The following is a 22,275-nucleotide window of genomic DNA, read 5'->3' as shown; positions in this document are numbered from 1 at the left end:
AATGCGCCAGCCACGCCGGCTGGCGCAAGCCGAGATTGATAAGCCGACCGGTCGGGCCAGTGGTTCGCAACCGGAGTGAGGAGAGAAAACGATGAGCCACTTGCTCGATCAACTGCGCTTCTTCAACAGGAAGCAAGGCGAGTTCGCCGATGGTCATGGTGAAACCCGCATCGAATCCCGCGACTGGGAGAACGTCTACCGCTCGCGCTGGCAGTACGACAAGATCGTGCGCTCGACCCACGGCGTGAACTGCACCGGTTCCTGCTCCTGGAAGATCTACGTCAAGAACGGCCTGATCACCTGGGAAACCCAGCAGACCGACTACCCGCGCACCCGCAACGACCTGCCCAACCACGAGCCACGCGGCTGCCCGCGCGGTGCCAGCTACAGCTGGTACATCTACAGCGCCAACCGCCTGAAGTACCCCAAGGTGCGCAAGCCGCTGCTCAAGCTGTGGCGTGAAGCACGGCGCAACATGACCCCGGTGGACGCCTGGGCCAGCATCGTCGAGGACAAGGCCAAGGCCGAGTCCTACAAGAGCAAGCGCGGCATGGGCGGCTTCATCCGCTCCAGCTGGGACGAAGTCAACGAGATCATCGCCGCGGCCAACGTCTACACCGTCAAGCAGTACGGTCCAGACCGCGTCATCGGCTTCTCGCCGATCCCGGCCATGTCCATGGTTTCCTACGCGGCCGGTAGCCGTTACCTGTCGCTGATCGGCGGCGTGTGCCTGTCGTTCTACGACTGGTACTGCGACCTGCCGCCGGCCTCGCCGCAGATCTGGGGCGAGCAGACCGACGTGCCGGAATCGGCCGACTGGTACAACTCCAACTACATCATCGCCTGGGGCTCCAACGTCCCGCAGACCCGTACGCCGGACGCTCACTTCTTCACCGAGGTCCGCTACAAGGGCACCAAGACGGTCGCCATCACCCCGGACTACGCCGAAGTCGCCAAGCTCACCGACCTCTGGCTCAATCCGAAGCAGGGCACCGACGCCGCGCTGGCCCAGGCCTTCGCTCACGTCATCTTCAAGGAATTCCACCTGGAGAAGCCGAGCGAGTACTTCCGCGACTACGCCAAGCGCTACACCGACCTGCCGGTGCTGGTGCGCCTGAACGAGAAGGACGGCAGCTACATCGCCGACCGCTTCCTGCGCGCCTCCGACCTGGCCGACAACCTCGGCCAGGAAAACAACCCCGAGTGGAAGACCATCGCCGTCGACGGCAGCACCGGCGAGCTGGTTTCGCCGCTGGGTTCGATCGGTTACCGCTGGGGCGAGAAGGGCAAGTGGAACATCGAGGCCCGCGAAGGCAAGGACGGTCGTGATGTCGACCTCTCCCTGACCCAGATCGAGGGCGGCGAGACGGCCGAGGTCGCCTTCCCGTACTTCGGCGGCATCCTCCACGAGCACTTCCAGCACGCCGAAGGCGAAAGCATCCAGCTGCGCCGCGTGCCGGTCCGCACCATCACCCTGGCCGACGGCAGCACCACCAAGGTCGCCACCGTGTTCGACCTGATGGCTGCCAACCTGGGTATCGACCGTGGTCTGGGTGGCGGCAACGTCGCTTCCAGCTACGACGATGCCAGCGTGCCCGGCACCCCGGCCTGGCAGGAAGTCATCACTGGCGTGTCCCGCGAGAAGGCCATCCAGATCGCCCGTGAATTCGCCGACAACGCCGACAAGACCCATGGCCGCTCCATGATCATCGTCGGTGCGGCGATGAACCACTGGTACCACATGGACATGAACTACCGCGGCCTGATCAACATGCTGATGTTGTGCGGTTGCGTCGGTCAGACCGGTGGCGGCTGGGCGCACTACGTGGGTCAGGAAAAGCTGCGTCCGCAGTGTGGCTGGCTGCCGCTGGCCTTCGGCCTCGACTGGAGCCGTCCGCCGCGCCAGATGAACGGCACCAGCTTCTTCTACAACCACAGCTCGCAGTGGCGCCACGAGAAGATGAGCATCCACGAGGTGCTCTCGCCGCTGGCCGACAAGTCGCAGTTCCCCGAGCACATGCTCGACTACAACATCCGCGCCGAACGCGCTGGCTGGCTGCCGAGCGCACCGCAGCTCAACCGCAACCCGCTGCAGATCTGCCGTGATGCTGAAGCGGCCGGCATGTCGCCGGTGGACTACGTCACCCAGTCGCTGAAGGACGGATCGCTGAAGTTCGCCTGCGAACAGCCGGACAATCCGGATAACTTCCCGCGCAACATGTTCGTCTGGCGCTCCAACCTCCTGGGCAGTTCGGGCAAGGGCCACGAGTACATGCTCAAGTACCTCCTGGGCACCAAGAACGGCGTGATGAACGAAGACCTGGGCAAGCGCGCCGACGGCTTCAAGCCGACCGAGGCCGAATGGCAGGACGAGGGCGCCATCGGCAAGCTCGATCTGGTCACCACCCTCGACTTCCGCATGTCCTCGACCTGCGTGTACTCCGACATCGTTCTGCCGACCGCGACCTGGTACGAGAAGGACGACATGAACACCTCGGACATGCACCCCTTCATCCACCCGCTGTCGGCGGCGATCGACCCGGCCTGGGAAGCCAAGTCCGATTGGGAGATCTACAAGGGCATCGCCAAGGCCTTCTCGAAGATGGCCGAAGGTCAGCTGGGCGTGGAGAAGGACCTGGTCACCGTGCCGCTCCTGCACGACAGCCCCGGCGAACTGGCGCAGCCGTTCGGCGGTACCGACTGGAAGACCGCTGGCGTCGATCCGCAGCCGGGCAAGAACTGCCCGAACATGGCCGTGGTCGAGCGCGACTACCCGGCCACCTACAAGAAGTTCACCTCCCTCGGCCCGCTGCTCGACAAGCTCGGCAACGGCGGCAAGGGCATCAACTGGAACACCCAGGATGAAGTCGATTTCCTCGGCGAGCTGAACTACAAGGTGCGCGACGAGGGCGTCAGCCAAGGGCGTCCGCAGATCGAATCGGCCATCGATGCTGCCGAGGTCATCCTCAGCCTGGCACCGGAAACCAACGGTCACGTTGCCGTGAAGGCCTGGGCCGCGCTGTCGGAATTCACCGGCCGCGACCACAGCCACCTGGCGCTGCCCAAGGAGCACGAGGCGATCCGCTTCCGTGACATCCAGGCGCAGCCGCGCAAGATCATCTCCAGCCCGACCTGGTCAGGCCTGGAAGACGAGCATGTGTCGTACAACGCCGGCTACACCAACGTCCACGAGTACATCCCGTGGCGCACCATCACCGGTCGCCAGCAGTTCTTCCAGGATCACCCCTGGATGCAGGCCTTCGGTGAGCAGCTGATGAGCTACCGGCCGCCGATCAACACCCGCACCATCGATTACGTGAAGGGCAAGAAGAGCAACGGCAACCCCGAGATCGTCCTGAACTGGATCACCCCGCACCAGAAGTGGGGCATCCACAGCACCTACTCGGACAACCTGATCATGCTCACCCTCAGCCGTGGCGGCCCGATCGTGTGGATGTCCGAAGTCGACGCCAAGAAAGCCGGCATCGAGGACAACGACTGGATCGAGTGCTTCAACGCCAACGGCGCCCTGACCGCCCGCGCGGTGGTCAGCCAGCGCGTGATGGAGGGCATGGTGATGATGTACCACGCCCAGGAACGCATCGTGAACGTGCCGGGCGCCGAGAGCACCAAGACCCGCGGCGGCCACCACAACTCGGTGACCCGTGTGGTGCTCAAGCCCACCCACATGATCGGCGGCTACGCCCAGCAGGCGTACGGCTTCAACTACTACGGCACCGTGGGTTGCAACCGTGACGAGTTCGTCGTGGTGCGCAAGATGGCCAAGGTCGACTGGCTCGACGGCCCGAACGGCAATGACCTGCCGCAACCCCTGCCGCAAGACATCTGAGGAATAAGGCCATGAAGATTCGTTCACAAGTAGGCATGGTCCTGAACCTGGACAAGTGCATCGGCTGCCACACCTGCTCGATCACCTGCAAGAATGTCTGGACCAGCCGCGAAGGCATGGAATACGCCTGGTTCAACAACGTCGAGACCAAGCCCGGCATCGGCTACCCGAAGGAGTGGGAAAACCAGGACAAGTGGAAGGGCGGCTGGGTGCGCAACGGCGACGGCACCATCAACCCGAAGATCGGCGGCAAGTTCCGCGTGCTGGCGAACATCTTCGCCAACCCGGACCTGCCGACGATCGACGACTACTACGAGCCGTTCGACTTCGACTACCAGAACCTGCACACCGCGCCGATCTCCGAGCATCAGCCGGTGGCGCGTCCGCGCTCGCTGATCTCCGGTCAGCGCATGGAGAAGATCGAGTGGGGCCCGAACTGGGAGGAGATTCTCGGTACCGAGTTCGCCAAGCGCCGCAAGGACAAGAACTTCGACAAGGTGCAGGCCGACATCTACGGCCAGTACGAAAACACCTTCATGATGTACCTGCCGCGCCTGTGCGAGCACTGCCTTAACCCGGCCTGCGCCGCGTCCTGCCCGAGCGGTGCGATCTACAAGCGCGAGGAGGATGGCATCGTCCTCATCGACCAGGAGAAGTGCCGCGGCTGGCGCATGTGCATCAGCGGGTGCCCGTACAAGAAGATCTACTTCAACTGGAAGAGCGGCAAATCCGAGAAGTGCATCTTCTGCTTCCCGCGCATCGAGGCCGGCATGCCGACCGTCTGTGCCGAGACCTGCGTGGGCCGCATCCGCTACCTCGGCGTGCTGCTGTACGACGCCGACCGCATCCATGAAGTGGCCAGCACCGTCAACGAGCAGGACCTGTACGCCAAGCAGCTGGAGATCTTCCTCGATCCGTTCGACCCGAAGGTCATCGAGCAGGCGCTCAACGACGGCGTTCCGATGTCGGTGATCGACGCCGCACAGAAGTCGCCGGTATACAAGATGGCGGTGGACTGGAAGCTGGCCCTGCCGCTGCACCCGGAATACCGCACGCTGCCGATGGTGTGGTACGTGCCGCCGCTGTCGCCGATCCAGAACGCCGCAAGCGCCGGTCACGTCAGCATGGACGGCGTACTGCCGGACGTCGACAGCCTGCGCATCCCGCTGCGCTATCTGGCCAACCTGCTCACCGCAGGCGACGAGGAGCCGGTCAAGCTGGCGCTCAAGCGCATGCTAGCCATGCGTGCCTACAAGCGCGCCGAGCAGGTCGATGGCGTGCAGGACCTCAAGGTGCTGGAGAGCGTCGGTCTGTCGGTGGCCCAGGTGGAAGACATGTACCGCTACCTGGCCATCGCCAACTACGAGGACCGCTACGTGATCCCGACCGCGCACCGCGAAGAGGCCATGAGCGATGCCTTCGCCGAGCGCTCCGGTTGCGGCTTCAGCTTCGGCAGCGGCTGCTCGGGCGCCTCGGACACCAACATGTTCGGCGCCAGGAAGGCCAACCGCCGCGACATCATCAAGACCGTCCAGCTGTGGGAGGACTGAGCCATGCGCATCCTTAAAGTGATTTCCCTGCTGCTGGACTATCCCGACCAGCACCTGCGCGACGGCCATGCCGAACTGGCTCAGGCCATCGGCTCGGCCCGCGAGATCAGCCCGGAGCAGCGCATCGCGCTGCGCCGCCTGCTCGACGAGCTGACCGAAGGCGACCTGATGGACGTGCAGGAGCGCTACACCGACCTGTTCGACCGCGGCCGCGCGCTGTCGCTGCTGCTGTTCGAACACGTGCATGGCGAGTCCCGCGATCGCGGCCAGGCCATGGTCGACCTGATGGCGCAGTACACCGAGGCCGGCTTCGCCATCGGCGTGCGCGAGCTGCCGGACTACATCCCGCTGTACCTCGAGTACCTCGCCACCCGCGAAGACCTCGAGGCCCGCGAGGGGCTGGCCGATGTCGCCCATCTGCTGGCCCTGCTGGCGGCCCGTCTGCAGGAGCGCGAGAGCCCGCATGCCGCGTGCTTCACCGCACTGCTGCAGATCGCCGGCGAGCCGGTGCAGGAAACCCTGGCCGGCCTGCAGGAGCAGGTTGCCGCCGAAGAACGCGACGACTCGCTGGAGGCCCTGGACAAGATCTGGGAGGAGGAGCAGGTCAACTTCCTCCAGGCCGAGCAGCAGGATCGCTGCCCATCCATGCCGAGCGGGCCGGGCAAGGCTCGCGAGGAAAGCCCGGTGCCGCTGCACTGGACCGATTTCAAGCATGACGGGCAGGCCGCCGCGCTCGCCCAGGAGGTGCGCAATGTCTAACTTCAATTTCCTGCTGTTCGGGGTCTACCCCTACATCGCCCTGGCCATCTGCCTGATCGGCAGCTGGGCGCGCTTCGACCTGTCGCAGTACAGCTGGAAGGCCGGCTCGAGCCAGATGCTGTCGAACAACCGCATGCGCCTGGCGAGCAACCTGTTCCACGTCGGCATCATCTTCATCCTGGCCGGTCACTTCGTCGGCCTGCTGATGCCCGAGGCGCTTTATCACCACTTCATCACCAGCGGTCAGAAGCAGATCGTGGCGATGGTGTCCGGTGGCTTCTTCGGCATCCTCTGCCTGATCGGCTTGGTGATGCTGATCCATCGCCGGCTGACCGACGCGCGCGTGCGGGCCACCTCCAACACCAGCGACGTGATGATCCTGTTCGTGCTGCTGGCGCAGCTGGTGCTGGGGCTGCTGACCATCGTCGCCTCCACCGGCCACCTGGACGGTTCGGTGATGGTGCTGCTGGGCACCTGGGCGCAGAGTCTGGTCACCCTGCAGCCGGTCAAGGCCGCAGGCGCCATCGAGTCGGTCAGCGTCATCTACAAGCTGCACGTGTTCCTCGGCGTGACCCTGTTCGTGCTGTTCCCCTTCACCCGTCTGGTGCACATCGTCAGTGCGCCGGTGTGGTACCTGGGCCGGCGCTACCAGATCGTCCGGCAGAAGGGCGTCAAGCCGGCCATGCCGCGTCCGCAGCGCCCGCGCACCTATGAAGCACCGGTACGCGAAACCGCCGTGCCGTCCGCCGTGCCTGCCACGGCAAAGAGCAAGAGCCCGGTATGACCCTTGCCGGCTGACGCCCCACGCGTCAGCCGGTCTGGTCGATCGGATCGAAGCTTCAAGCGTCTTATCGAGGTAATCATCATGGGTTGTGGATGTGGTGGAAGCACGGGTGGTGGCGGCTGCGGTGGCGGCGCCCGCCCGGAAATCGAAGTGCCGGCCGAGGCCCCTCTGTTCGAGGAGCTACCGCATGAAGAAGAACACCAGCCCGCCGAGGAGCAGGCCTCCGGCGAGCCGTTGCTGATCGCCAGCAGCGAGCAGGAGTGGCCGCGGGTGCGGGTCAACGGGGTGGCGATCGCGCCCCAGGCCATCGCCCAGGAATTGCAGTATCACCCCGCCGAGAGCCGCGACGAGGCGGTCTTTCTGGCGACCCAGGCACTGGTGGTGCGCGAGCTGTTGCAGCAGCGCATCGCCGAACTCGGCCTGGTGGTGCGTGCTGAATCCGGTGAAAGCGAGGAAGAAGCGGCCACCCGCACGCTGATCGAACAGGAAGTGCCGCTGCCGCTGGCCGACGAGGCGGCCTGTCAGCAGTACTACAACGGCAACCGTCAGCGCTTCTTCAGCGCGCCGCTGCTGGCCGCGCGGCACATCCTGCTGGCCTGTCCGGCAGATGACGCCGAAGCGCGCAGCCTGGCGCGGGAACAGGCGTTGGGCCTGTTGCAGCAACTGCAGGCGGCGCCGCAACGCTTCGCCGAGCTCGCGTTGCAGCATTCGGCCTGTCCATCCAAGGAGCAGGGCGGGGCGCTTGGGCAGATCAGCAAGGGCCAGACCGTGCCGGAGTTCGAGCGCCAGCTGTTCCGTCTGCCGGTCGGCCTCTGCCAGCAGCCGCTGGAAAGCCGCTATGGCTACCACCTGGTGTTCGTCGACCAGCGTATCGAGGGCGAGCAATTGCCCTACGAGATCGTCGCCGGAACGATTCGCGCCGAACTCAACCAGCGTGTCTGGCAGATCGGCGTCAGCCAGTACCTGCAGAATCTGGTGGGGGCGGCGAACATCGAGGGAATCCACCTGCAGGGCGCGGAAACGCCACTGATGCAATGACGGCGGCTTGGCCCTGCGCCGGGTGGAAGGTGCTTCACCACCCACCGCGCGAGGCCCACGGTGGATGAAGAAGTGTCATCCACCCTACGAGGCTTCAGAGGTGTTATCGATGACTCAACTACGCGATGCCCACAACCGCCAGATCGACTACCTGCGCATGTCGGTCACCGACCGCTGCGACTTCCGCTGCGTCTACTGCATGGCCGAGGACATGACCTTCCTGCCGCGCCAGCAGGTGCTAGGTCTGGAGGAGCTGGAGCGCATCGCGCGCATCTTCGTCGGGCTGGGCGTGAAGAAGATCCGCCTCACCGGCGGCGAGCCGCTGGTACGCCAGGGCATCGTCGGTCTCTGCGAGCGCATCGCGGCCTTGCCCGGTCTGCGTGAACTGGTGATGACCACCAACGGCTCGCAGCTGGTCAGGCTCGCCGCACCGCTGGCACGGGCCGGGGTCAAGCGGCTGAACATCAGTCTGGATAGCCTGGACGCCGAGAAATTCCACGCCATTACCCGCACCGGCCAGCTGCAGCAGGTGCTCGACGGCATCGATGCGGCGCGCGCCGCCGGCTTCGAGCGGATCAAGCTCAATGCCGTGGTGATGAAGGGCCGCAACGCAGAGGAAGTCGCCGACCTGGTGGACTTTGCCATCGCCGGCGGGCTGGACTTGAGCTTCATCGAGGAAATGCCGCTGGGCGATGTCGGCCGTTCGCGCGGCGAGAGCTTCTGCTCCAGCGACGAGGTCAAGGCGCTGATCGCCGAGCGTCACGCGCTGATCGATTCGGCCGAGCAGAGCGGCGGGCCGGCGCGCTATGTGCGCCTGCCGGAGCACCCGCAGACGCGCATCGGCTTCATCTCGCCGCATTCGCACAATTTCTGCGCCACCTGCAACCGCGTGCGGCTGACCGTGGAAGGTCGCCTGCTGTTGTGCCTGGGCCACGAGCATTCCATCGACCTGCGTGCACTGCTGCGCCGCCATCCGACCAGCGACCAGCCGGTGATCGACGCCATTCACGCCGCGCTGCAACGCAAACCGCTGCGCCACGAATTCTCCAGCGGCGGCGAGGTCCAGGTATTGCGCTTCATGAACGCCAGCGGCGGTTGACTGCCCGCGCCGAACGGGCTGCGGGCCGACCGTTTTATTCGCTACCATCGGCCGGCACTGCCGGTCTGACCCATGCCCCGCTGCGTTGCAGTCGGGCTTGTCGCAACGCTCGCTGACCAACGCCATACGCGTTGGTCGACCTGCCGGCACCGCCTGCCGCGCGCCTACCTCCAACGGGGAATGGGCTGGCCCGCGGCGCCGGTGCAGCCTGCGCACACATCTTCAAGGGAGTTTCGAGCCATGGCTCACCTGTCCAACACCGAATTCCAGCCTCTGAACATCGCCGTGCTCACGGTGAGCGACACCCGTAACATCGATTCCGATACCTCCGGCCAGGCGCTGATCGACGGTCTGCAGAGCGCAGGCCATACGCTGGCCGAACGGGCCATCGTCAAGGACGACATCTGGCAGATCCGCGCCCGGGTGTGCAGCTGGATCGCCAGCGAAAACGTGCAGGTGGTGCTGATCACCGGCGGCACCGGTTTCACCGCCCGCGACAACACCCCGCAGGCCGTACAGCCGCTGCTGGACAAGGACGTCGACGGCTTCGGCGAACTGTTCCGCCATGTATCGCTGGGCGAGATCGGCACCTCCACCGTGCAGTCCCGCGCGCTGGCCGGGATGAGCAACGGCACGCTGGTCTGCTGCCTGCCGGGCTCGACCAACGCCTGCCGCACCGCCTGGAACAAGATTCTTGTCGAGCAGCTGGACAGCCGTACCAAACCCTGCAACTTCGTCCCGCACCTGAAGGCGGCCGCGGTGGACAACTGCGGGCCACGCTCATGAGCGGCTGCGGCTGCGATACCGGCGGGCTGAAGCCGGTCGACGAGGCCATCGCCGAGCTGCTGGCGCGGGTGCCGGCGCCGCCCGCGGTGGAAGAGGTCGCGCTGCGCGATGCCCTCGGTCGCGTGCTCGCCGAGCCGCTGGATGCCAGCTTTCCGGTGCCGCCCTGGGACAACAGCGCGATGGACGGCTACGCCCTGCGCGCCTCCGATCTGCCGGCCGAGGGCGGTGCGCTGCCACTGGCCGGACGCATCGCCGCCGGGGACGCCGCCAGTCAGCAGCTGCCGGCCGGGCATGCGGTGCGCATTTTCACCGGCGCGCCGTTGCCGCCGGGCGCGGACGCCGTGGTGGCGCAGGAAAACTGCCGTATCGAAGGCGATCGCATCTGGCTGCCGGCGGTGAACGCCGGTGACAACGTGCGCTGCCTGGGTGAGGAAACCGCGGCTGGCGAGCGTCTGATCGACGCCGGCAAGCGTCTTCGGCCGCAGGAGCTCGGCCTGCTGGCGACCTTCGGCGTGGCGCGGGTGAAGGTGTACCGGCGTCTGCGCGTGGCGCTGCTGTCCAGCGGCAACGAACTGCGCGAGCCGGGCGAGCCGCTGGACGCCGGGCAGATCTACAACTCCAACCGCTACAGCCTGCTCGGCGTGTTGCAGAGCCTCGGCTGCGAGGTGCACGACTACCCGATCCTGATCGACGATCTGGGCGCCAGCCGCGACGCGCTGGCCGATGCGGCGAGCCGCTTCGACCTGATCATCACCTCGGGCGGTGTTTCGGTGGGTGAGGAGGATCACCTCAAGCAGGCGATTCGCGAATTGGGCGAGCTGCACCTGTGGCGTCTGGCGATCCAGCCGGGCAAGCCGCTGGCCTTCGGCGAAGTCAACGGCACGCCGTGGATCGGCCTGCCCGGCAACCCGGCGGCGGCGCTGGTCACCTCGCTGGTGGTGGCTCGGCCGTTCCTGCTGCGCGCCCAGGGCTGCACGCAGGTGCAGGTCACGCCGCTGCGCCTGTCTGCCGGCTTCGCCTGGCGCAAGGCCAACGTGCGCCAGCAGTTCCTGCGCGCGCGGCTCGAAGCGGTCGATGGCCGGCTCGAGGTGCGTCTGTTCCCGCGCCAGGGCTCGGCCATGCTGACCTCGGCGACCTGGGCGGATGGGCTGGCCGTCGTCGAGTGCCAGCGCACCCTCGCCGAAGGCGAGCTGGTGCAGTACCTGCCGTTCAGCGAACTGCTCGGCTGAAACGCCACGACGCCCGGCCGATGCGAATCGGCCGGGCGTTGTCGCGTCTGCGCCTCAGGCCTGGTGGCGCTGCGGTAGCATGCGCAACAGGGTGCCGTCGCGGCGCACGTACTGGTGGAACAGCGCGGCTGCGGCATGCAGGCCGATCAGCCAGTAGCCGGCCACCGCCAGCGTTTCATGCAGCTCCTTGAAATCGCCGGCCAGCGCCTTGTCCGCGCCGATCAGCGCCGGCAGTTCGAGGCCGAAGAAGGGGATCGGCTTGCCCGCCGCGCTCAGGGTCAGCCAGCCGAGCAGCGGCAGACCGATCATCAGCGCGTACAGCGCCAGGTGCATCAGCTTGGCCAGCGCCTGTTCCCATCCCGCGCCGGCAAGCGAGTGCGGCGCCGGGTGCAACCAGCGGGCGATCAGCCGCAGCCAGACCAGCGCGAACACCGTCATGCCGAGCATGAAATGCCAGTGCTTGAGCAGCTCGCGTGGCTCGCTGCCCTTGGCGAAGTTGCCCTTGAGTTCGATGGTGGCGTAGACGGCGGCAATCAGCAGCAGCATCAGCCAGTGCAGGGCGATGCTCAGCCGGCCGTAACGCGGCAGGGGGGTGGTCACAGACATTTCACGCACTCCGTGTGGGGGAATGGCGGCAGTCTAGGGCGCCAGGCTTAAGCGAACCTTAGCGAATGCCCGTTGCGCCTGTGGCGTGCGGTCGCGGCTGCGCGCCGGTGGTCGTGCTGAGAGGCTGGCGGGGCAGGTGCACGGCGACCTGCAGCCCGCCGAGCGGCGAGTCGGCCAGCTCGATGCTGGCGCCGTGCAGCTCGGCAATGCGCGCGACGATGGCCAGGCCGAGGCCCGCACCCTGGCCGTCACCCTGTCGATAGAAGCGCTCGAACAGCTTGTCCCGTTGCGGCGCCGGCACCCCGGGGCCGCTGTCGTCCACCTGTAGCGTGATCGCGGCAGCGGTGGCCTGCAGGCCGACCTGGATCTGGCCGCCGTCGGGGGTGTACTGCAGGGCGTTGCCGACCAGATTCTGCAGCAGCGTGGCGAGGCTCGCCGCATCGCCGCTGAGGTGGAAATCGGCCAGCTCGTCGACATCCAGCGTCAGCTCCTGGCCGCGGGCCAGCGCCAGGGGCGTCAGCTCGGCGAGGGTTTCACGACACAGCGGCAGCAGATCGAGGTCGGTCAGGCCCAGGCGCTGGGCACTCGGTTCCAGGCGCGCCAGGGTCAGCAGCTGGGTGACCACGCGGGTGGTGCGGTCGACGCCGGCGATCAGCTGTTCGAGAGCCCGTTCGCGCTCGTCCTCGCTGGCGGCCTGCAGCGCGTTCTGTGCATGGATGCGCAGCACCGCCAGCGGCGTGCGCAGTTCGTGGGCGGCGTCGGCGATGAAGCGCTTCTCCCGTTCGATCAGCTGATTGACCTGTTGCAGCAGGCGATTGAGCGAGGCCGCCACCGGTTCCAGCTCCTGCGGCAGCGGTGCCAGCAACAGCGGCGCGAGGTTGTCCGGGTCGCGGCGCTTGAGCAACTGAGCCATGCGTGCCAGCGGGCGCAGGCCCCAGCCCACCGCCAGCCAGATCAGCAACGCCAGCAGTGGCAGGCCGACGAGGTCGGGCAACAGGCTGCGCCGGGCGATCTTGCCCACCAGCTCGCCCCGCACATCGCCGCGCTCGCTGACCAGAATCCACAGCGCGTCCTCGCGGTCGTGCAGCAGGAACAGGCGCCAGGCATGGCCGTCGAGCAGCACCTCGTGATAGCCGCCGGCCAGGTGGCTGAACGGCGACGCCGAACCCGCGGCCAGCTGCTGCAGGGCGCCGTTCGGTGCGCCGGCCGACTGCAGCACGCTGTTGCCGTCCTCGGCGTAGACCTGAAAACCCAGCTTGGTCTCGTAGTCGTGCCCCGGCACGCCCTGATCGCGGCGAGCGTTCACCGCCGCATCCAGCGCGGTTTGCAGGGCCTGACGGGCCTGCGGCTCCATCTCGCGCATCACCAGGCCCTGCACCAGCCGCGCGCTTTGCGCCAGCTGGGCGTCGAACAGTTCCTCGATCTCGTGGCGCGCGTCGCGGTAGCTGCGCCAGGAGATCAGGCTCAGCGAGACCAGCAGGGTGCCGAGCAGCAGCGCCAGGGTGCGCTGGCGGATCGAGCGCTTCAGCATTTGTCCACCAGATAGCCGACGCCGCGCACGGTGCGGATCAGCTCGGGAAAGAACTTCTTGCGCAGGTGGTGGATGTGCACCTCCAGCGCATTGCTCTCGACGTCTTCGTCCCAGCCGTAGAGCACCTGCTGGAGGCGATCGCGGGTCAGCACGCGACCGGGCTGGGCGAGCAGCTCGTGGAGCAGGACGAACTCCTTGCGCGGCAGGTTGATCGGCGTGCCCTGGTAACTGACCTGCTGGTTGACCGGGTCGAGCAGGATGCCGCGGTATTCCAGCACCGGTTCCGGTCGATTGAAGCTACGCCGGAGCAGGGCACGCAGGCGGGCCTTGAGTTCGGCGACGTCGAACGGCTTGACCAGGTAGTCGTCGGCGCCGGCGTCCAGCCCGGCGATGCGGTCGCTGGTGGCATCGCGCGCGGTGAGCACCAGCACCGGCACCGGCTTGCCGGCAGCGCGCAGGCGCTTGAGCAGCTCCAGCCCGTCCAGGCGCGGCAGGCCGAGGTCGAGGATGACCAGCTCGAAGCTTTCATGGTTCAGCGCATGCAGCGCACTGGCGCCGTCCTGCAGCCAGTCCACCGTATAACCCTCCGGCTTGAGCGCGGTGCGGATGCCCTCGCCAAGGGCGCGATCGTCTTCCACCAGCAGAATGCGCATGTCGTTCCTGTCGTTCTCCGCCGCTGGGCGTTGCTGTGCATTCAACGCCGCCGTCTCGGTTTATTCCAGCTTTTCCTGGACCCTGGCCAGCAGCGCGCGGGCTTCCTCGCGGCGGCCGGCATCGGCCACTTCACGGCCGGGGCGATCGGGTGCGGCGAGGGCCTTCTGCAGCGCGGCCTGCGCCTCGCCATAGCGCTTCTGGCGCAGCAGAAAGTCACCGTGGAAGTAGTTGGGGTCGATGCCGTCCGGGTTCAGCGCCAGCGCCTGTTTGAACAGCGCCTCGGCCTTGTCTTCGTCGCCGAAGCCGATTGGCCAGCCGGGCACCTGGTAGTAGAGACTGGCGAGGCTGGTGTAGGCCGAACCGTCGAGTGCCGCGGGGTCGAGCTCGATGGCCTTTTCCAGTTCGGCCTTGGCCTGCTTGACCAGCCCCAACGCGCCGAGTCCGCCCTTGGCGCCGGCCCAGGTGCTGAGCACGATGCCATGCCAGATATGCAGTTCGGCGGCCTGCGGTTCGCCGATCACCGCGCTTTCGGCCTCTGAGGCGAGCCTGGCGAAGGCGGTTTCGCGCTGGGTCTCGGGCGTCTGGTAGTTGATCTCGGCCCAGCGCGTCTGGATCTGACGCAGCGACGACTCGCCGGCCGGGCTGAGAGCGAAGGAGGGCAGGCTGGCCAGGGCCAGCATCAGGGCGCAAAGGCCGAGCAGAGGCTTCATGGGTGTTCTCCGGGAGAGGTGGGTTGCGGTGCGGGTGGCTGTTCGGCACGGGCGAAGCGCTTGATCACCGGCAATTGCTTGCGCAGCGCCTGGTCGACCAGCCGCGGCAGTACGCCGTTGAGGCGCACGAAGAGTTTTTCCGGCCAGCCGAGATAGAACTCCTCTCGCTCGGCGGTGATGGCATGGACGATCTGCCGGGCGACCTCTTGCGGATCATCCATCTCCACCTTCAGCTCGTCGTTCATCGCTACCACGTCGGCGCTGTTCATCGCCGTACGGGTGGCGCGCGGCGCGATATAGAGCACCTTGATCTGGCTGTCGGCCAGCTCGCGGCGCAGCGCCTCGGAGAAGCCGCGCAAGGCGAACTTGCTGGCGCAGTAGGCGGTGAAGCCGGGGTAGCCGATGGAGCCGAAAGTCGAGCCGAGATTGACCAGCAGCGCTCGCGGTTGCTGGCGCAGCAAGGGCAGCAGCAGGTGGGTCAACTGCAGGGTGGCGGTGACGTTGACGCCGATCAGCCGGGCGATGGCGTCCTCGTCCTGTTGTTCGAGCAGGCTGAACTGATTGACCCCAGCGGCGTTGATCACACCGTTGAGCCCGCCAAAGCGGCGCGCGGCCTCCAGCACCAGCTGTCGCCCGCTGCGTTGGGTGAGGTCTGCCACGACCAGACTGATCTGCCCAGGGTAACGGCGGGCCAGGCTTTCCAGCGCAATGCTGTCGCGCCCCACCAGCAGCAGCCGGGCACCGCCGGCGCAGAGCCGTTCCACCAGCAGCTGGCCGATACCGCCGCTGGCACCGGTGAGCAGGATGCGCGCGTCAGGCAAGTGCATGGTCGTGCTCCGCCGCGGGAAGGCTGCGGAAGATGTCGCCATAGAGGCGGTAGACCACCCGCGCGGTGTGCACCACGGCGGCCTTGTCGTCCTCGTTATCGAGGCGGTTCATCAGGCGCTTGAAGAACTCGATGTGCTCCAGGTCCAGGCTGCCGTGGGAGGTCAGGTAGCTGAACGCCTTGGCCGGCAGGTCGAGCTTGTCCTGCAGCACGCCGGCGGCCTGGGTGGCCAGGGCGATGCTGGTACCTTCGAGCACGTTGACCATGCCGAAGAAGCTCGCCGGGTTGTGCCGGGCGATGCGGTCGTAGACGTAGGCGACCATCAGCTCGGTGGGCAGCGCCGGCTGGCCATGGCGCACCGCCTCGGCATCGCTGCCGCAAGCGCGGATGTCGTTGAGGATCCATTCCTGGTGGCCGATCTCTTCCTCGATGTATTCGGCGATGGCCTCGCGCAGCCATTCCAGCCGCTCCGGCAGGCGCGCACCGCAGGCCATCAGCAGCGGCACGGTATGTTTGACGTGGTGGTAGGCCTGGGTGAGGAAGGCGATGTATTGCGCGCGGGTCGCGGTGCCGGCGAGCGCCGAATGGATGATCGGCGCGGCCAACAGGTAGTCGCGCTCGGCGCTGGTCTGCTGTTGCAGCTGGTCGAAGAATTCCATGGTGAACCTCGAAAGTCAGGGCTGAATGGCGTTGATCGCCGATTGGTAATGGTTGAACAGCGCATTGCGGCGCAGCCGGCCGTTGGCAGTGGCCAGGCCGTTGCTGGCGCCGAACGGCGCGTCGGCACGCAGCCAGCGGTGTACGCGGGCGTAGTCCGGCAGGCCGGCGTTGACCCGGTCGATTGCCGCCTGCAGTCCGGCATCGCTGAGCTCGGGATACCGCGGCACCAGCACCGCGACGTTCTGCGCCAGCGCCTCGCCATGCAGCCAGGCCTGGGCGATCGGCGCCTGCTGGACCAGCTCGGCCTCCACCCATTCCGGGTTGACGTTGCGCCCGTAGGCGGTGACGAACTGGTGCTTCTTGCGCCCGTGCAGAACCAGGAAACCGTCCTCGAAATGGCCGAGATCGCCGGTGGCCAGCCACTCGCCGACCTGCGGAGGCTCGCCGAGATAGCCGAGCATCTGCGGGCCCCTGACCAGCACCTCGCCGTCGTCGGCCAGGCGCAGCTCGACGTGCGGCAAAGGCCGGCCGACCGTGCCGATGCGCCGTGCTTCGGGCGTGTTCAGGCAGACCACCGAGGCGCATTCGGACAAGCCGTAGCCCTCGAACACCGGCAGGCCGAGCCGCTCGGCGCGTTCGAGCAGCTGCGGCGCCACCCGCCCGCCACCGACGGCGATGAAGCGCAGCGTCGTCGGCAGCGGCAGGCCCTGCTCGGCGGCGCTGACCAGCGCCAGCAACAGCTGCGGCAGCAGGATCAGGCTTTGCGGCCGGCTTTCGTTCAGCGTGGCGAGAAAGCGCGGCAGGTCGAAGCCGGCACTGCCGGAGAAGCCGATCTGCGTCAGCGGCCGCAACTCGATCCGGGCACCGGCCAGCAGCGGCGCATAGAGCCCGGCGATGTTTTCCAGCAGGGTGGCCAGCGGCAGCACGCACAGGTGCTGCCGGACATCACACGGCAGGCTGACCTGCCACAGGCTCTCGGCCACCGCCAGCTGCGCCTCGGCATCCAGGCAGACGCCCTTGGGCTGGCCGGTGGTGCCGGAGGTGTAGGTGATCTTGCTGGTGCCGGCCGGCACCGGCGTGACTGTCTGCGGCTGGAGCAGCAGCAGGCCGGCTTCAGCGGATTGGAAGTCGCAGCGCCCGGCGAGCGCGCCTGGCGTGCCGATCAGGCAGTCGATGCCGGCGTGGTTCAGCACATGCTCCTGCTGTGCCGGGGAAAAGAAGCCCGGCAGCGGCACGCAGATCAGCCCGGCGCGCAGCAGGGCCAGATCCCACAGCGCCCACTCCAGGCCGTTGTCCAGCGCCAGGGCGACGCGCTGCACGCCGAGCTGTTGCAGCTGACTGGCGCGTGCGGCCACCTCGTGGCGCAATTCGGCGTAGCTCAGTTGGCGCGGCCCTTCGCCCAGGGCGATGCCGCTGTGCTGTTCCAGGACTGTCCAGAAGCGTTCAGTTGCAGGCTGCATGCGGCACCTCCGAGGCATCGAACAACGGTTGGTAGCCAAGTCGGGCGTAGATGCCCAGCTGCAGCAGGCGCTGGTGGCCGGGCAGGATCTCGCCGGCCATCAGCTGCGGGCGGCTGGCGTAGTAGCTGCCCCAGTCGGCCAGCTCCTCGCCCATCCGCGCCGGGTCGGCCGGGGCCAGCGCCAGTGGCTCCAGGGCCAGGCGCTGGAAGCTGTTGAGCAGGGCCGGCGTGCCGGTGAACACCACCCAGCGAAAGCCCTGGGCGACCAGCAGATCGGTCAGCGCGACGATCAGCAGCCGCGCCGAGGCATTGCCGAAGGCCGCCAGGTTGCCGACCTCGACGATTTCCTCGCGCGGCACCGGGCGGCCGCTGCGGCGGGCAACGGCCAGCTCGATGGGTTCGTCCAGGTACCGTTCGAGAAACAGCGGGCGACGCTGCGCGCTGCGCAGGCCGACCGCGCCCTGCACCTGGCCGTTGTCGCCATGCAGGCCAAGCAGGCAGGGCATGAAGTGACGCACCCGGGCGCCGTAATGCTCGGCGAAGCGCTGGCGAATGAAGTCTTCAAGGGCGACGCGCCGCGGGTCCTCGCCGGCCTGTGTCAGTTGCAGGCAGAGCGAGGGCTCGCGGCCGATGCGGGCCAGTATGTCGGTGTGATCAACCCAGGGCAGTTCCATTGGGGAACCTCGGTTAGAAGCCTGGGCCGATTGTTGGTGGGCAAACTTAAGGCAGTCTTAAGTCGCCGAAGCCGTCAGAACGCTGACATTTTCTTCACATTCGCTGGGCTATGGTCGCCGCGCTCGGGGTCGAGCCACCGGTGCTCCAGCTGCGCCAGAGGCCCATCGAACGCTGGCCGGCCGACCACCGAAGCAGCTATCGCAAGCAGAGCGAGCCGCGAAGAGGAAGGCCAGCAGATGCAGATTCATCCATACCCCGCCCCACGCCCGGCCACAGGCTCGGGCCGCCATTACCGGCTGTTCGGCCTGCTCGCATTGCTGCTGATCGGCCTGGGCGTGAGCATCGCGTTGCACTGGAACGAGCGGCTGTATTTCCACCTGACCCATCAGTGGAACGTCAGCGCGCACGATCCGGCGCTGCGTTGGCTGCCGGGCTATCGGGTGGCCATCGACGCCCGACCGATCGAGGGCATCAGCCGCAACCTCTCGGCGATCACCTACGACAGCGATCTCGACCGCCTGCTTGGCGTGATCAATGGCGGGCCGACGGAAATCGTCGCGTTGAGCAAGCGCGGCGAGCTGCTCGAGCGCTATCCGCTGGAGGGCTTCGGCGATATCGAGGGGCTGACCTATATGGGTGGTGGCCGGGTTGCGGTGTCCGACGAGCGTGCCCAGCGGATCAGCATCTTCCAGCTACCGGCACTGGCGCGCAGCATCAATGTGTCCGAGGCCAGGTTCTTCTCCCTGGGCATCGGCCTCAACGGCAACAAGGGCTTCGAGGGGGTGACCTACGATGCCGTGGGCGACCGCCTGTTCATCGTCAAGGAGCGCGACCCGCGCCAGCTCTACGAGGTCCGGGGCGTCGCCGCCAGCCTCGACGGTCAGCTGCAACTGGCCGTTCACGATCGCAGTGACTGGATCGCCAGTCAGGTGTTTGCCACCGACCTCTCCGACATCCACTTCGATGCAGAGACCGGCCACCTGATTCTGCTCAGCGACGAGTCGCGGCTGGTGATGGAGCTCGGCGCCGACGGTCGCATGCTCAGCTACCGCAGCCTCAACGGCCTGTTCAGCGACCTCGGCCGCTCGGCGCCGCAGCCTGAAGGCGTGACCCTGGACAACGACGGCACGCTGTACGTGGTCAGCGAGCCGAACCTGTTCTACAGCTTCCGCCGCGAGGAGGGTCAACCGGAATACCACGAGCCAGAGGAGCAGCAGGACGAGATAACGAAGCTGAGCATGACGGAGAAAAGGCATCGTATGATCCACGGCTGAGGACGAACGCGGCGCAGCCTGCGTTGACGTCCCTGAGCCCTTCGTCAAGAAGCCGTGAAAAGATCGTCATAGCCGCGAACCGATATGCGCATCCTGGTCATTGAAGACAACCGTGACATCCTGGCCAACGTGCTCGACTACCTCGAGCTCAAGGGCTACCTGGTGGACTGTGCGCAGGACGGGCTGAGTGGCCTGCACCTGGCCGCGACCCAGGAATACGACCTCATCGTGCTGGACATCATGCTGCCCGGCATCGACGGCTATCAGGTGTGCAAGCGCCTGCGCGAAGACGCACGGCGCGACACGCCGATCATCATGCTCACCGCGCGCGACGCCCTGCCGGATCGCATCAAGGGATTGGAAGCCGGCGCCGACGACTATCTGATCAAGCCCTTCGCGCTGTCCGAACTGGTCGCCCGTATCGAGGCGGTGTTGCGTCGCAGCCAGGGTTCGCGGCGTCGCCAGCTGCAGGTCGGTGACCTGGTCTATGACCTCGATACCCTGGCCGTCAGCCGCGGCGGCGTGCCGATACGGCTCAACCCCATCGGCCACAAGCTGCTGGCCATCCTCATGCAGCGCAGCCCGGCGGTGGTGCGCCGCGAGGCGCTGGAGGAAGCGCTGTGGGGCGACAACGTACCGGACAGCGACAGCCTGCGCAGCCACATCCACCAGCTGCGCCAGGCACTGGACAAGCCCTTCGACCGGCCGCTGCTGCACACCGTGCACGGTGTGGGCTTCCGTCTGGCGGAGGACGGCGATGCTCACTAAGCAACCCTTCGCCCGCCGCATCGTCATCGCCTTCACGCTGATGACCCTGGTGGTCAGCGGCGTGTTCTCGCTGGGGATCGTCGCGGTGGTCTACTTCGTCGAGTCACAGCTGGTGACCGAGGAGCTGAGTCGCGAGCTGGATATCGTGCTGCACGAGGACCTGCCCAGCGGACGTCCACCGCGCCTCGACGCCCAGACACGCTTCTTCAGCACCGCGCTGCCGGACTATCCGCTGCCCGAAGGCTTCGCCACGCTGCCCGAGGGTTTCACCGAGGTGGTCCGCGGCGACGAGGCCTACTACGTCTACGTACGCGATCTGGACGGCGAGCGCTACGTGCTGATGGAAGACCAGAACGAGTTCGAGGAGCGTGAGAACGCCCTGTTCAAGACAGTGCTCGCCGGCTTCCTGCTGAGCGTGCTGGGCGCCTGGCTGCTCGGCCGGCTGATGGCGCACAAGGTGATGGCCCCGGTCAGCCGGCTGGCCAATCAGGTGCGCCACCGCGACCAGCTGCATCCGCTGGCGCCGCCGCTGGCGCTGCAGTATGTGGATGACGAGGTGGGCCATCTGGCGGCTGCGTTCGACAGCACCCTCGGCCAGCTGCGCCAGACGCTGGAGCGCGAGCGGCTGTTCACCGCCGACGTCAGCCACGAGCTGCGCACGCCGCTGATGGTGGTGCTCGGCGCCTGCGAGCTGCTGCTCGCCAGCGACCTGCCCGAGCGCTCGCGGCGCCAGGCCGAGCGCATCCAGCGCGCGGCCGAGGAGATGCAGGCGCTGGTCGACACCTTCCTGCTGCTGGCGCGGGCCAGGCCCGATCAGCAGGAGGTCTTCGGTGGCAGCGCCGGCCTGGCTGATGTTGCCCGCGAGCAGAGCGAGCGCTGGGGGCCACCGATGCGGGAAAAGGGACTGGCGTTCGAGGTGGTGCGCGAAGGCGATGACCAGCAGACCTACAACCACACGCTGCTCGGCACGGTGATGTCCAACCTGCTGCGCAACGCCTTGCACTACACCGAGCACGGGCAGGTGCGGCTGGTGCTCGAGCACGGCGGCTTCCGCGTCGAAGACACCGGCGTGGGGATTCCGGTAGATCAGCAGGAGCGCATGTTCCAGCCCTTCGTGCGGGGTGCCGAGGGGCGCGGCGAAGGGCTCGGCCTGGGGCTGTCGCTGGTGCGGCGAATCTGTGCGCACCAGGGCTGGGCGGTCGAAGTGCATGGCCGCGAACCCTGCGGCAGCTGCTTTGCCGTCCGCCTGGCGTCTTGACGTTTTTTTCACATCTCTTTGACAACCCGTTGATGTCCGGCCGGTTAGTTTGGCGCTCCGTCTTCCCCCGGAGTGCCCGACATGCCGACATCGAGCCCCATCGAACTTGAGTTCTCGCGCAAGTACGACCGCCAGCACGCCTACGAATACCTGCACAAGCACCAGGACGGCCTCGCCCGACGGCTGTCGCATTGGCGTGACGAGCAGATGGCGCGACGCGCGCTGAAAATCGCCGGCGAGCCCGATCTGGTCCTCGATCTGCCCTGTGGGGCCGGGCGCTTCTGGCCCCTTTTGGCCGAGCACCCGAGCCGGATGATCTTCGCCGCGGACAATTCCGCCGACATGCTGGCCATCGCCGAGGCCGCGCAGCCGCTGGAGGTGGTCAAGCGGGTGGAGACCTTCCAGACCTCGGCCTTCGCCATCGACATGGGCGACAACGCGGTGGACAGCATCTTCTGCATGCGCCTGCTGCATCACATCGCCGACCCGGCGCATCGCCTGGCGATGCTGCGCGAATTCCACCGCGTCACGCGCGACACGCTGATCGTCTCGCTGTGGGTGGACGGCAACTACAAGGCCTGGAAGCGCAGGCGCCTGGAGCGTCGGCGGCCGGCCAAGGACAACCAGAACCGCTTCGTGGTCGCCCGTTCGGTGATTGAGGCGGAGTTCGCCGAGGCCGGTTTCGACATCCTCGACCGCAGCGATTTCCTCCCGGGCTACGCTATGTGGCGGGTCTACGTACTGCGCAAGCGGGGTTGA

20 protein-coding genes are annotated in these 22,275 nt (G+C 66.9%); 12 read left to right on the top strand and 8 right to left on the bottom strand.

Features of this window, described 5'->3' with window-relative positions; genetic code table 11:
* Positions 1-91: 91 nt before the first annotated feature.
* The 8 genes from ACVRRC_RS18825 to ACVRRC_RS18790 all read left to right on the top strand — a co-directional run bounded on the left by ACVRRC_RS18825 (position 92) and on the right by ACVRRC_RS18790 (position 11,095).
* Complete coding sequence (locus tag ACVRRC_RS18825) at positions 92-3,850, top strand: nitrate reductase subunit alpha (protein WP_011912086.1); 3,759 nt, start codon at positions 92-94, stop codon at positions 3,848-3,850.
* An 11-nt stretch (positions 3,851-3,861) separates the two neighbouring features.
* Entirely contained in the window at positions 3,862-5,400 is a 1,539-nt protein-coding gene (narH, locus tag ACVRRC_RS18820; RefSeq protein WP_053527336.1) for a nitrate reductase subunit beta, read from the top strand.
* Between the two features lie 3 nt (positions 5,401-5,403).
* A complete protein-coding gene (gene narJ, locus ACVRRC_RS18815) occupies positions 5,404-6,159 on the top strand; it encodes a nitrate reductase molybdenum cofactor assembly chaperone (RefSeq protein ID WP_011912088.1) in 756 nt (251 codons plus the stop codon).
* Positions 6,152-6,943 carry a respiratory nitrate reductase subunit gamma gene (narI, locus tag ACVRRC_RS18810; RefSeq protein WP_011912089.1) on the top strand — a complete coding sequence of 264 codons (792 nt, stop codon included), beginning with the start codon at positions 6,152-6,154 and terminating at the stop codon, positions 6,941-6,943. Before narJ ends, narI begins: the two co-directional genes overlap by 8 nt.
* Positions 6,944-7,024: 81 nt before the next feature.
* Positions 7,025-7,981 carry a peptidylprolyl isomerase gene (locus tag ACVRRC_RS18805; RefSeq protein WP_019406545.1) on the top strand — a complete coding sequence of 319 codons (957 nt, stop codon included), beginning with the start codon at positions 7,025-7,027 and terminating at the stop codon, positions 7,979-7,981.
* A gap of 109 nt (positions 7,982-8,090) precedes the next feature.
* The gene (moaA, locus tag ACVRRC_RS18800) at positions 8,091-9,080 is read left to right on the top strand and encodes a GTP 3',8-cyclase MoaA (protein ID WP_013981802.1); all 990 of its coding nucleotides are present in this window, start codon (positions 8,091-8,093) and stop codon (positions 9,078-9,080) included.
* A 240-nt stretch (positions 9,081-9,320) separates the two neighbouring features.
* Complete coding sequence (moaB, locus tag ACVRRC_RS18795) at positions 9,321-9,866, top strand: molybdenum cofactor biosynthesis protein B (protein ID WP_017245394.1); 546 nt, start codon at positions 9,321-9,323, stop codon at positions 9,864-9,866.
* Complete coding sequence (locus tag ACVRRC_RS18790; protein WP_472997367.1) at positions 9,863-11,095, top strand: molybdopterin molybdotransferase MoeA; 1,233 nt, start codon at positions 9,863-9,865, stop codon at positions 11,093-11,095. The genes moaB and ACVRRC_RS18790 overlap by 4 nt, the downstream gene beginning before the upstream one ends.
* A gap of 54 nt (positions 11,096-11,149) precedes the next feature.
* On the opposite strand, the gene ACVRRC_RS18785 is transcribed toward ACVRRC_RS18790, so the two are convergent.
* Genes ACVRRC_RS18785 through ACVRRC_RS18750 form a run of 8 tightly spaced genes read right to left on the bottom strand, consistent with a single transcriptional unit; the run spans position 11,150 to position 18,215 of the window.
* Entirely contained in the window at positions 11,150-11,701 is a 552-nt protein-coding gene (locus ACVRRC_RS18785; RefSeq protein WP_011912094.1) for a cytochrome b, read from the bottom strand.
* Between the two features lie 58 nt (positions 11,702-11,759).
* Complete coding sequence (locus ACVRRC_RS18780; RefSeq protein WP_472997366.1) at positions 11,760-13,232, bottom strand: ATP-binding protein; 1,473 nt, start codon at positions 13,230-13,232, stop codon at positions 11,760-11,762.
* A complete protein-coding gene (locus ACVRRC_RS18775) occupies positions 13,226-13,885 on the bottom strand; it encodes a response regulator (protein WP_045631807.1) in 660 nt (219 codons plus the stop codon). The genes ACVRRC_RS18780 and ACVRRC_RS18775 overlap by 7 nt, the downstream gene beginning before the upstream one ends.
* A gap of 60 nt (positions 13,886-13,945) precedes the next feature.
* Positions 13,946-14,596 (bottom strand): tetratricopeptide repeat protein, encoded by a 651-nt coding sequence (locus ACVRRC_RS18770; protein WP_472997365.1) that lies wholly within the window; start codon positions 14,594-14,596, stop codon positions 13,946-13,948.
* A complete protein-coding gene (locus ACVRRC_RS18765) occupies positions 14,593-15,423 on the bottom strand; it encodes an SDR family oxidoreductase (protein ID WP_017245388.1) in 831 nt (276 codons plus the stop codon). The genes ACVRRC_RS18770 and ACVRRC_RS18765 overlap by 4 nt, the downstream gene beginning before the upstream one ends.
* Positions 15,410-16,081 (bottom strand): TenA family transcriptional regulator, encoded by a 672-nt coding sequence (locus tag ACVRRC_RS18760; protein ID WP_472997364.1) that lies wholly within the window; start codon positions 16,079-16,081, stop codon positions 15,410-15,412. The genes ACVRRC_RS18765 and ACVRRC_RS18760 overlap by 14 nt, the downstream gene beginning before the upstream one ends.
* A 15-nt stretch (positions 16,082-16,096) precedes the next feature.
* A complete protein-coding gene (locus ACVRRC_RS18755; protein WP_472997363.1) occupies positions 16,097-17,542 on the bottom strand; it encodes an AMP-binding protein in 1,446 nt (481 codons plus the stop codon).
* Positions 17,526-18,215, bottom strand: coding sequence for a thermostable hemolysin (locus ACVRRC_RS18750; protein ID WP_472997362.1), 690 nt, complete (start codon positions 18,213-18,215; stop codon positions 17,526-17,528). The genes ACVRRC_RS18755 and ACVRRC_RS18750 overlap by 17 nt, the downstream gene beginning before the upstream one ends.
* 237 nt (positions 18,216-18,452) lie before the next feature.
* Here ACVRRC_RS18750 and ACVRRC_RS18745 point away from each other — a divergent pair, with 237 nt between their 5' ends.
* The 4 genes from ACVRRC_RS18745 (at position 18,453) to ACVRRC_RS18730 (ending at position 22,275) form a co-directional block, all read left to right on the top strand.
* Complete coding sequence (locus ACVRRC_RS18745) at positions 18,453-19,490, top strand: SdiA-regulated domain-containing protein (protein ID WP_084898856.1); 1,038 nt, start codon at positions 18,453-18,455, stop codon at positions 19,488-19,490.
* An 84-nt stretch (positions 19,491-19,574) separates the two neighbouring features.
* The gene (locus tag ACVRRC_RS18740) at positions 19,575-20,258 is read left to right on the top strand and encodes a response regulator transcription factor (RefSeq protein WP_013981815.1); all 684 of its coding nucleotides are present in this window, start codon (positions 19,575-19,577) and stop codon (positions 20,256-20,258) included.
* Complete coding sequence (locus ACVRRC_RS18735) at positions 20,248-21,516, top strand: sensor histidine kinase (protein ID WP_472997360.1); 1,269 nt, start codon at positions 20,248-20,250, stop codon at positions 21,514-21,516. The genes ACVRRC_RS18740 and ACVRRC_RS18735 overlap by 11 nt, the downstream gene beginning before the upstream one ends.
* A gap of 81 nt (positions 21,517-21,597) precedes the next feature.
* On the top strand, positions 21,598-22,275 hold the full coding sequence (locus ACVRRC_RS18730) for a class I SAM-dependent methyltransferase (RefSeq protein ID WP_011912105.1): 678 nt from the start codon (positions 21,598-21,600) through the stop codon (positions 22,273-22,275).

The sequence above is a fragment of the Stutzerimonas sp. LR2 genome, from assembly GCF_055755175.1.
Note: the sequence above shows the minus strand (reverse complement) of the source record. Positions and strands in the feature narration are given on the sequence as shown.

Bases quoted from the DNA above. Each gene is read 5' to 3' on its own strand.
- ACVRRC_RS18825 (WP_011912086.1), top strand. From the start codon at position 92: ATGAGCCACTTGCTCGATCAACTGCGCTTCTTCAACAGGAAGCAAGGC.
- narH (WP_053527336.1), top strand. From the start codon at position 3,862: ATGAAGATTCGTTCACAAGTAGGCATGGTCCTGAACCTGGACAAGTGC.
- narJ (WP_011912088.1), top strand. From the start codon at position 5,404: ATGCGCATCCTTAAAGTGATTTCCCTGCTGCTGGACTATCCCGACCAG.
- narI (WP_011912089.1), top strand. From the start codon at position 6,152: ATGTCTAACTTCAATTTCCTGCTGTTCGGGGTCTACCCCTACATCGCC.
- ACVRRC_RS18805 (WP_019406545.1), top strand. From the start codon at position 7,025: ATGGGTTGTGGATGTGGTGGAAGCACGGGTGGTGGCGGCTGCGGTGGC.
- moaA (WP_013981802.1), top strand. From the start codon at position 8,091: ATGACTCAACTACGCGATGCCCACAACCGCCAGATCGACTACCTGCGC.
- moaB (WP_017245394.1), top strand. From the start codon at position 9,321: ATGGCTCACCTGTCCAACACCGAATTCCAGCCTCTGAACATCGCCGTG.
- ACVRRC_RS18790 (WP_472997367.1), top strand. From the start codon at position 9,863: ATGAGCGGCTGCGGCTGCGATACCGGCGGGCTGAAGCCGGTCGACGAG.
- ACVRRC_RS18785 (WP_011912094.1), bottom strand. From the start codon at position 11,701: ATGTCTGTGACCACCCCCCTGCCGCGTTACGGCCGGCTGAGCATCGCC.
- ACVRRC_RS18780 (WP_472997366.1), bottom strand. From the start codon at position 13,232: ATGCTGAAGCGCTCGATCCGCCAGCGCACCCTGGCGCTGCTGCTCGGC.
- ACVRRC_RS18775 (WP_045631807.1), bottom strand. From the start codon at position 13,885: ATGCGCATTCTGCTGGTGGAAGACGATCGCGCCCTTGGCGAGGGCATC.
- ACVRRC_RS18770 (WP_472997365.1), bottom strand. From the start codon at position 14,596: ATGAAGCCTCTGCTCGGCCTTTGCGCCCTGATGCTGGCCCTGGCCAGC.
- ACVRRC_RS18765 (WP_017245388.1), bottom strand. From the start codon at position 15,423: ATGCACTTGCCTGACGCGCGCATCCTGCTCACCGGTGCCAGCGGCGGT.
- ACVRRC_RS18760 (WP_472997364.1), bottom strand. From the start codon at position 16,081: ATGGAATTCTTCGACCAGCTGCAACAGCAGACCAGCGCCGAGCGCGAC.
- ACVRRC_RS18755 (WP_472997363.1), bottom strand. From the start codon at position 17,542: ATGCAGCCTGCAACTGAACGCTTCTGGACAGTCCTGGAACAGCACAGC.
- ACVRRC_RS18750 (WP_472997362.1), bottom strand. From the start codon at position 18,215: ATGGAACTGCCCTGGGTTGATCACACCGACATACTGGCCCGCATCGGC.
- ACVRRC_RS18745 (WP_084898856.1), top strand. From the start codon at position 18,453: ATGCAGATTCATCCATACCCCGCCCCACGCCCGGCCACAGGCTCGGGC.
- ACVRRC_RS18740 (WP_013981815.1), top strand. From the start codon at position 19,575: ATGCGCATCCTGGTCATTGAAGACAACCGTGACATCCTGGCCAACGTG.
- ACVRRC_RS18735 (WP_472997360.1), top strand. From the start codon at position 20,248: ATGCTCACTAAGCAACCCTTCGCCCGCCGCATCGTCATCGCCTTCACG.
- ACVRRC_RS18730 (WP_011912105.1), top strand. From the start codon at position 21,598: ATGCCGACATCGAGCCCCATCGAACTTGAGTTCTCGCGCAAGTACGAC.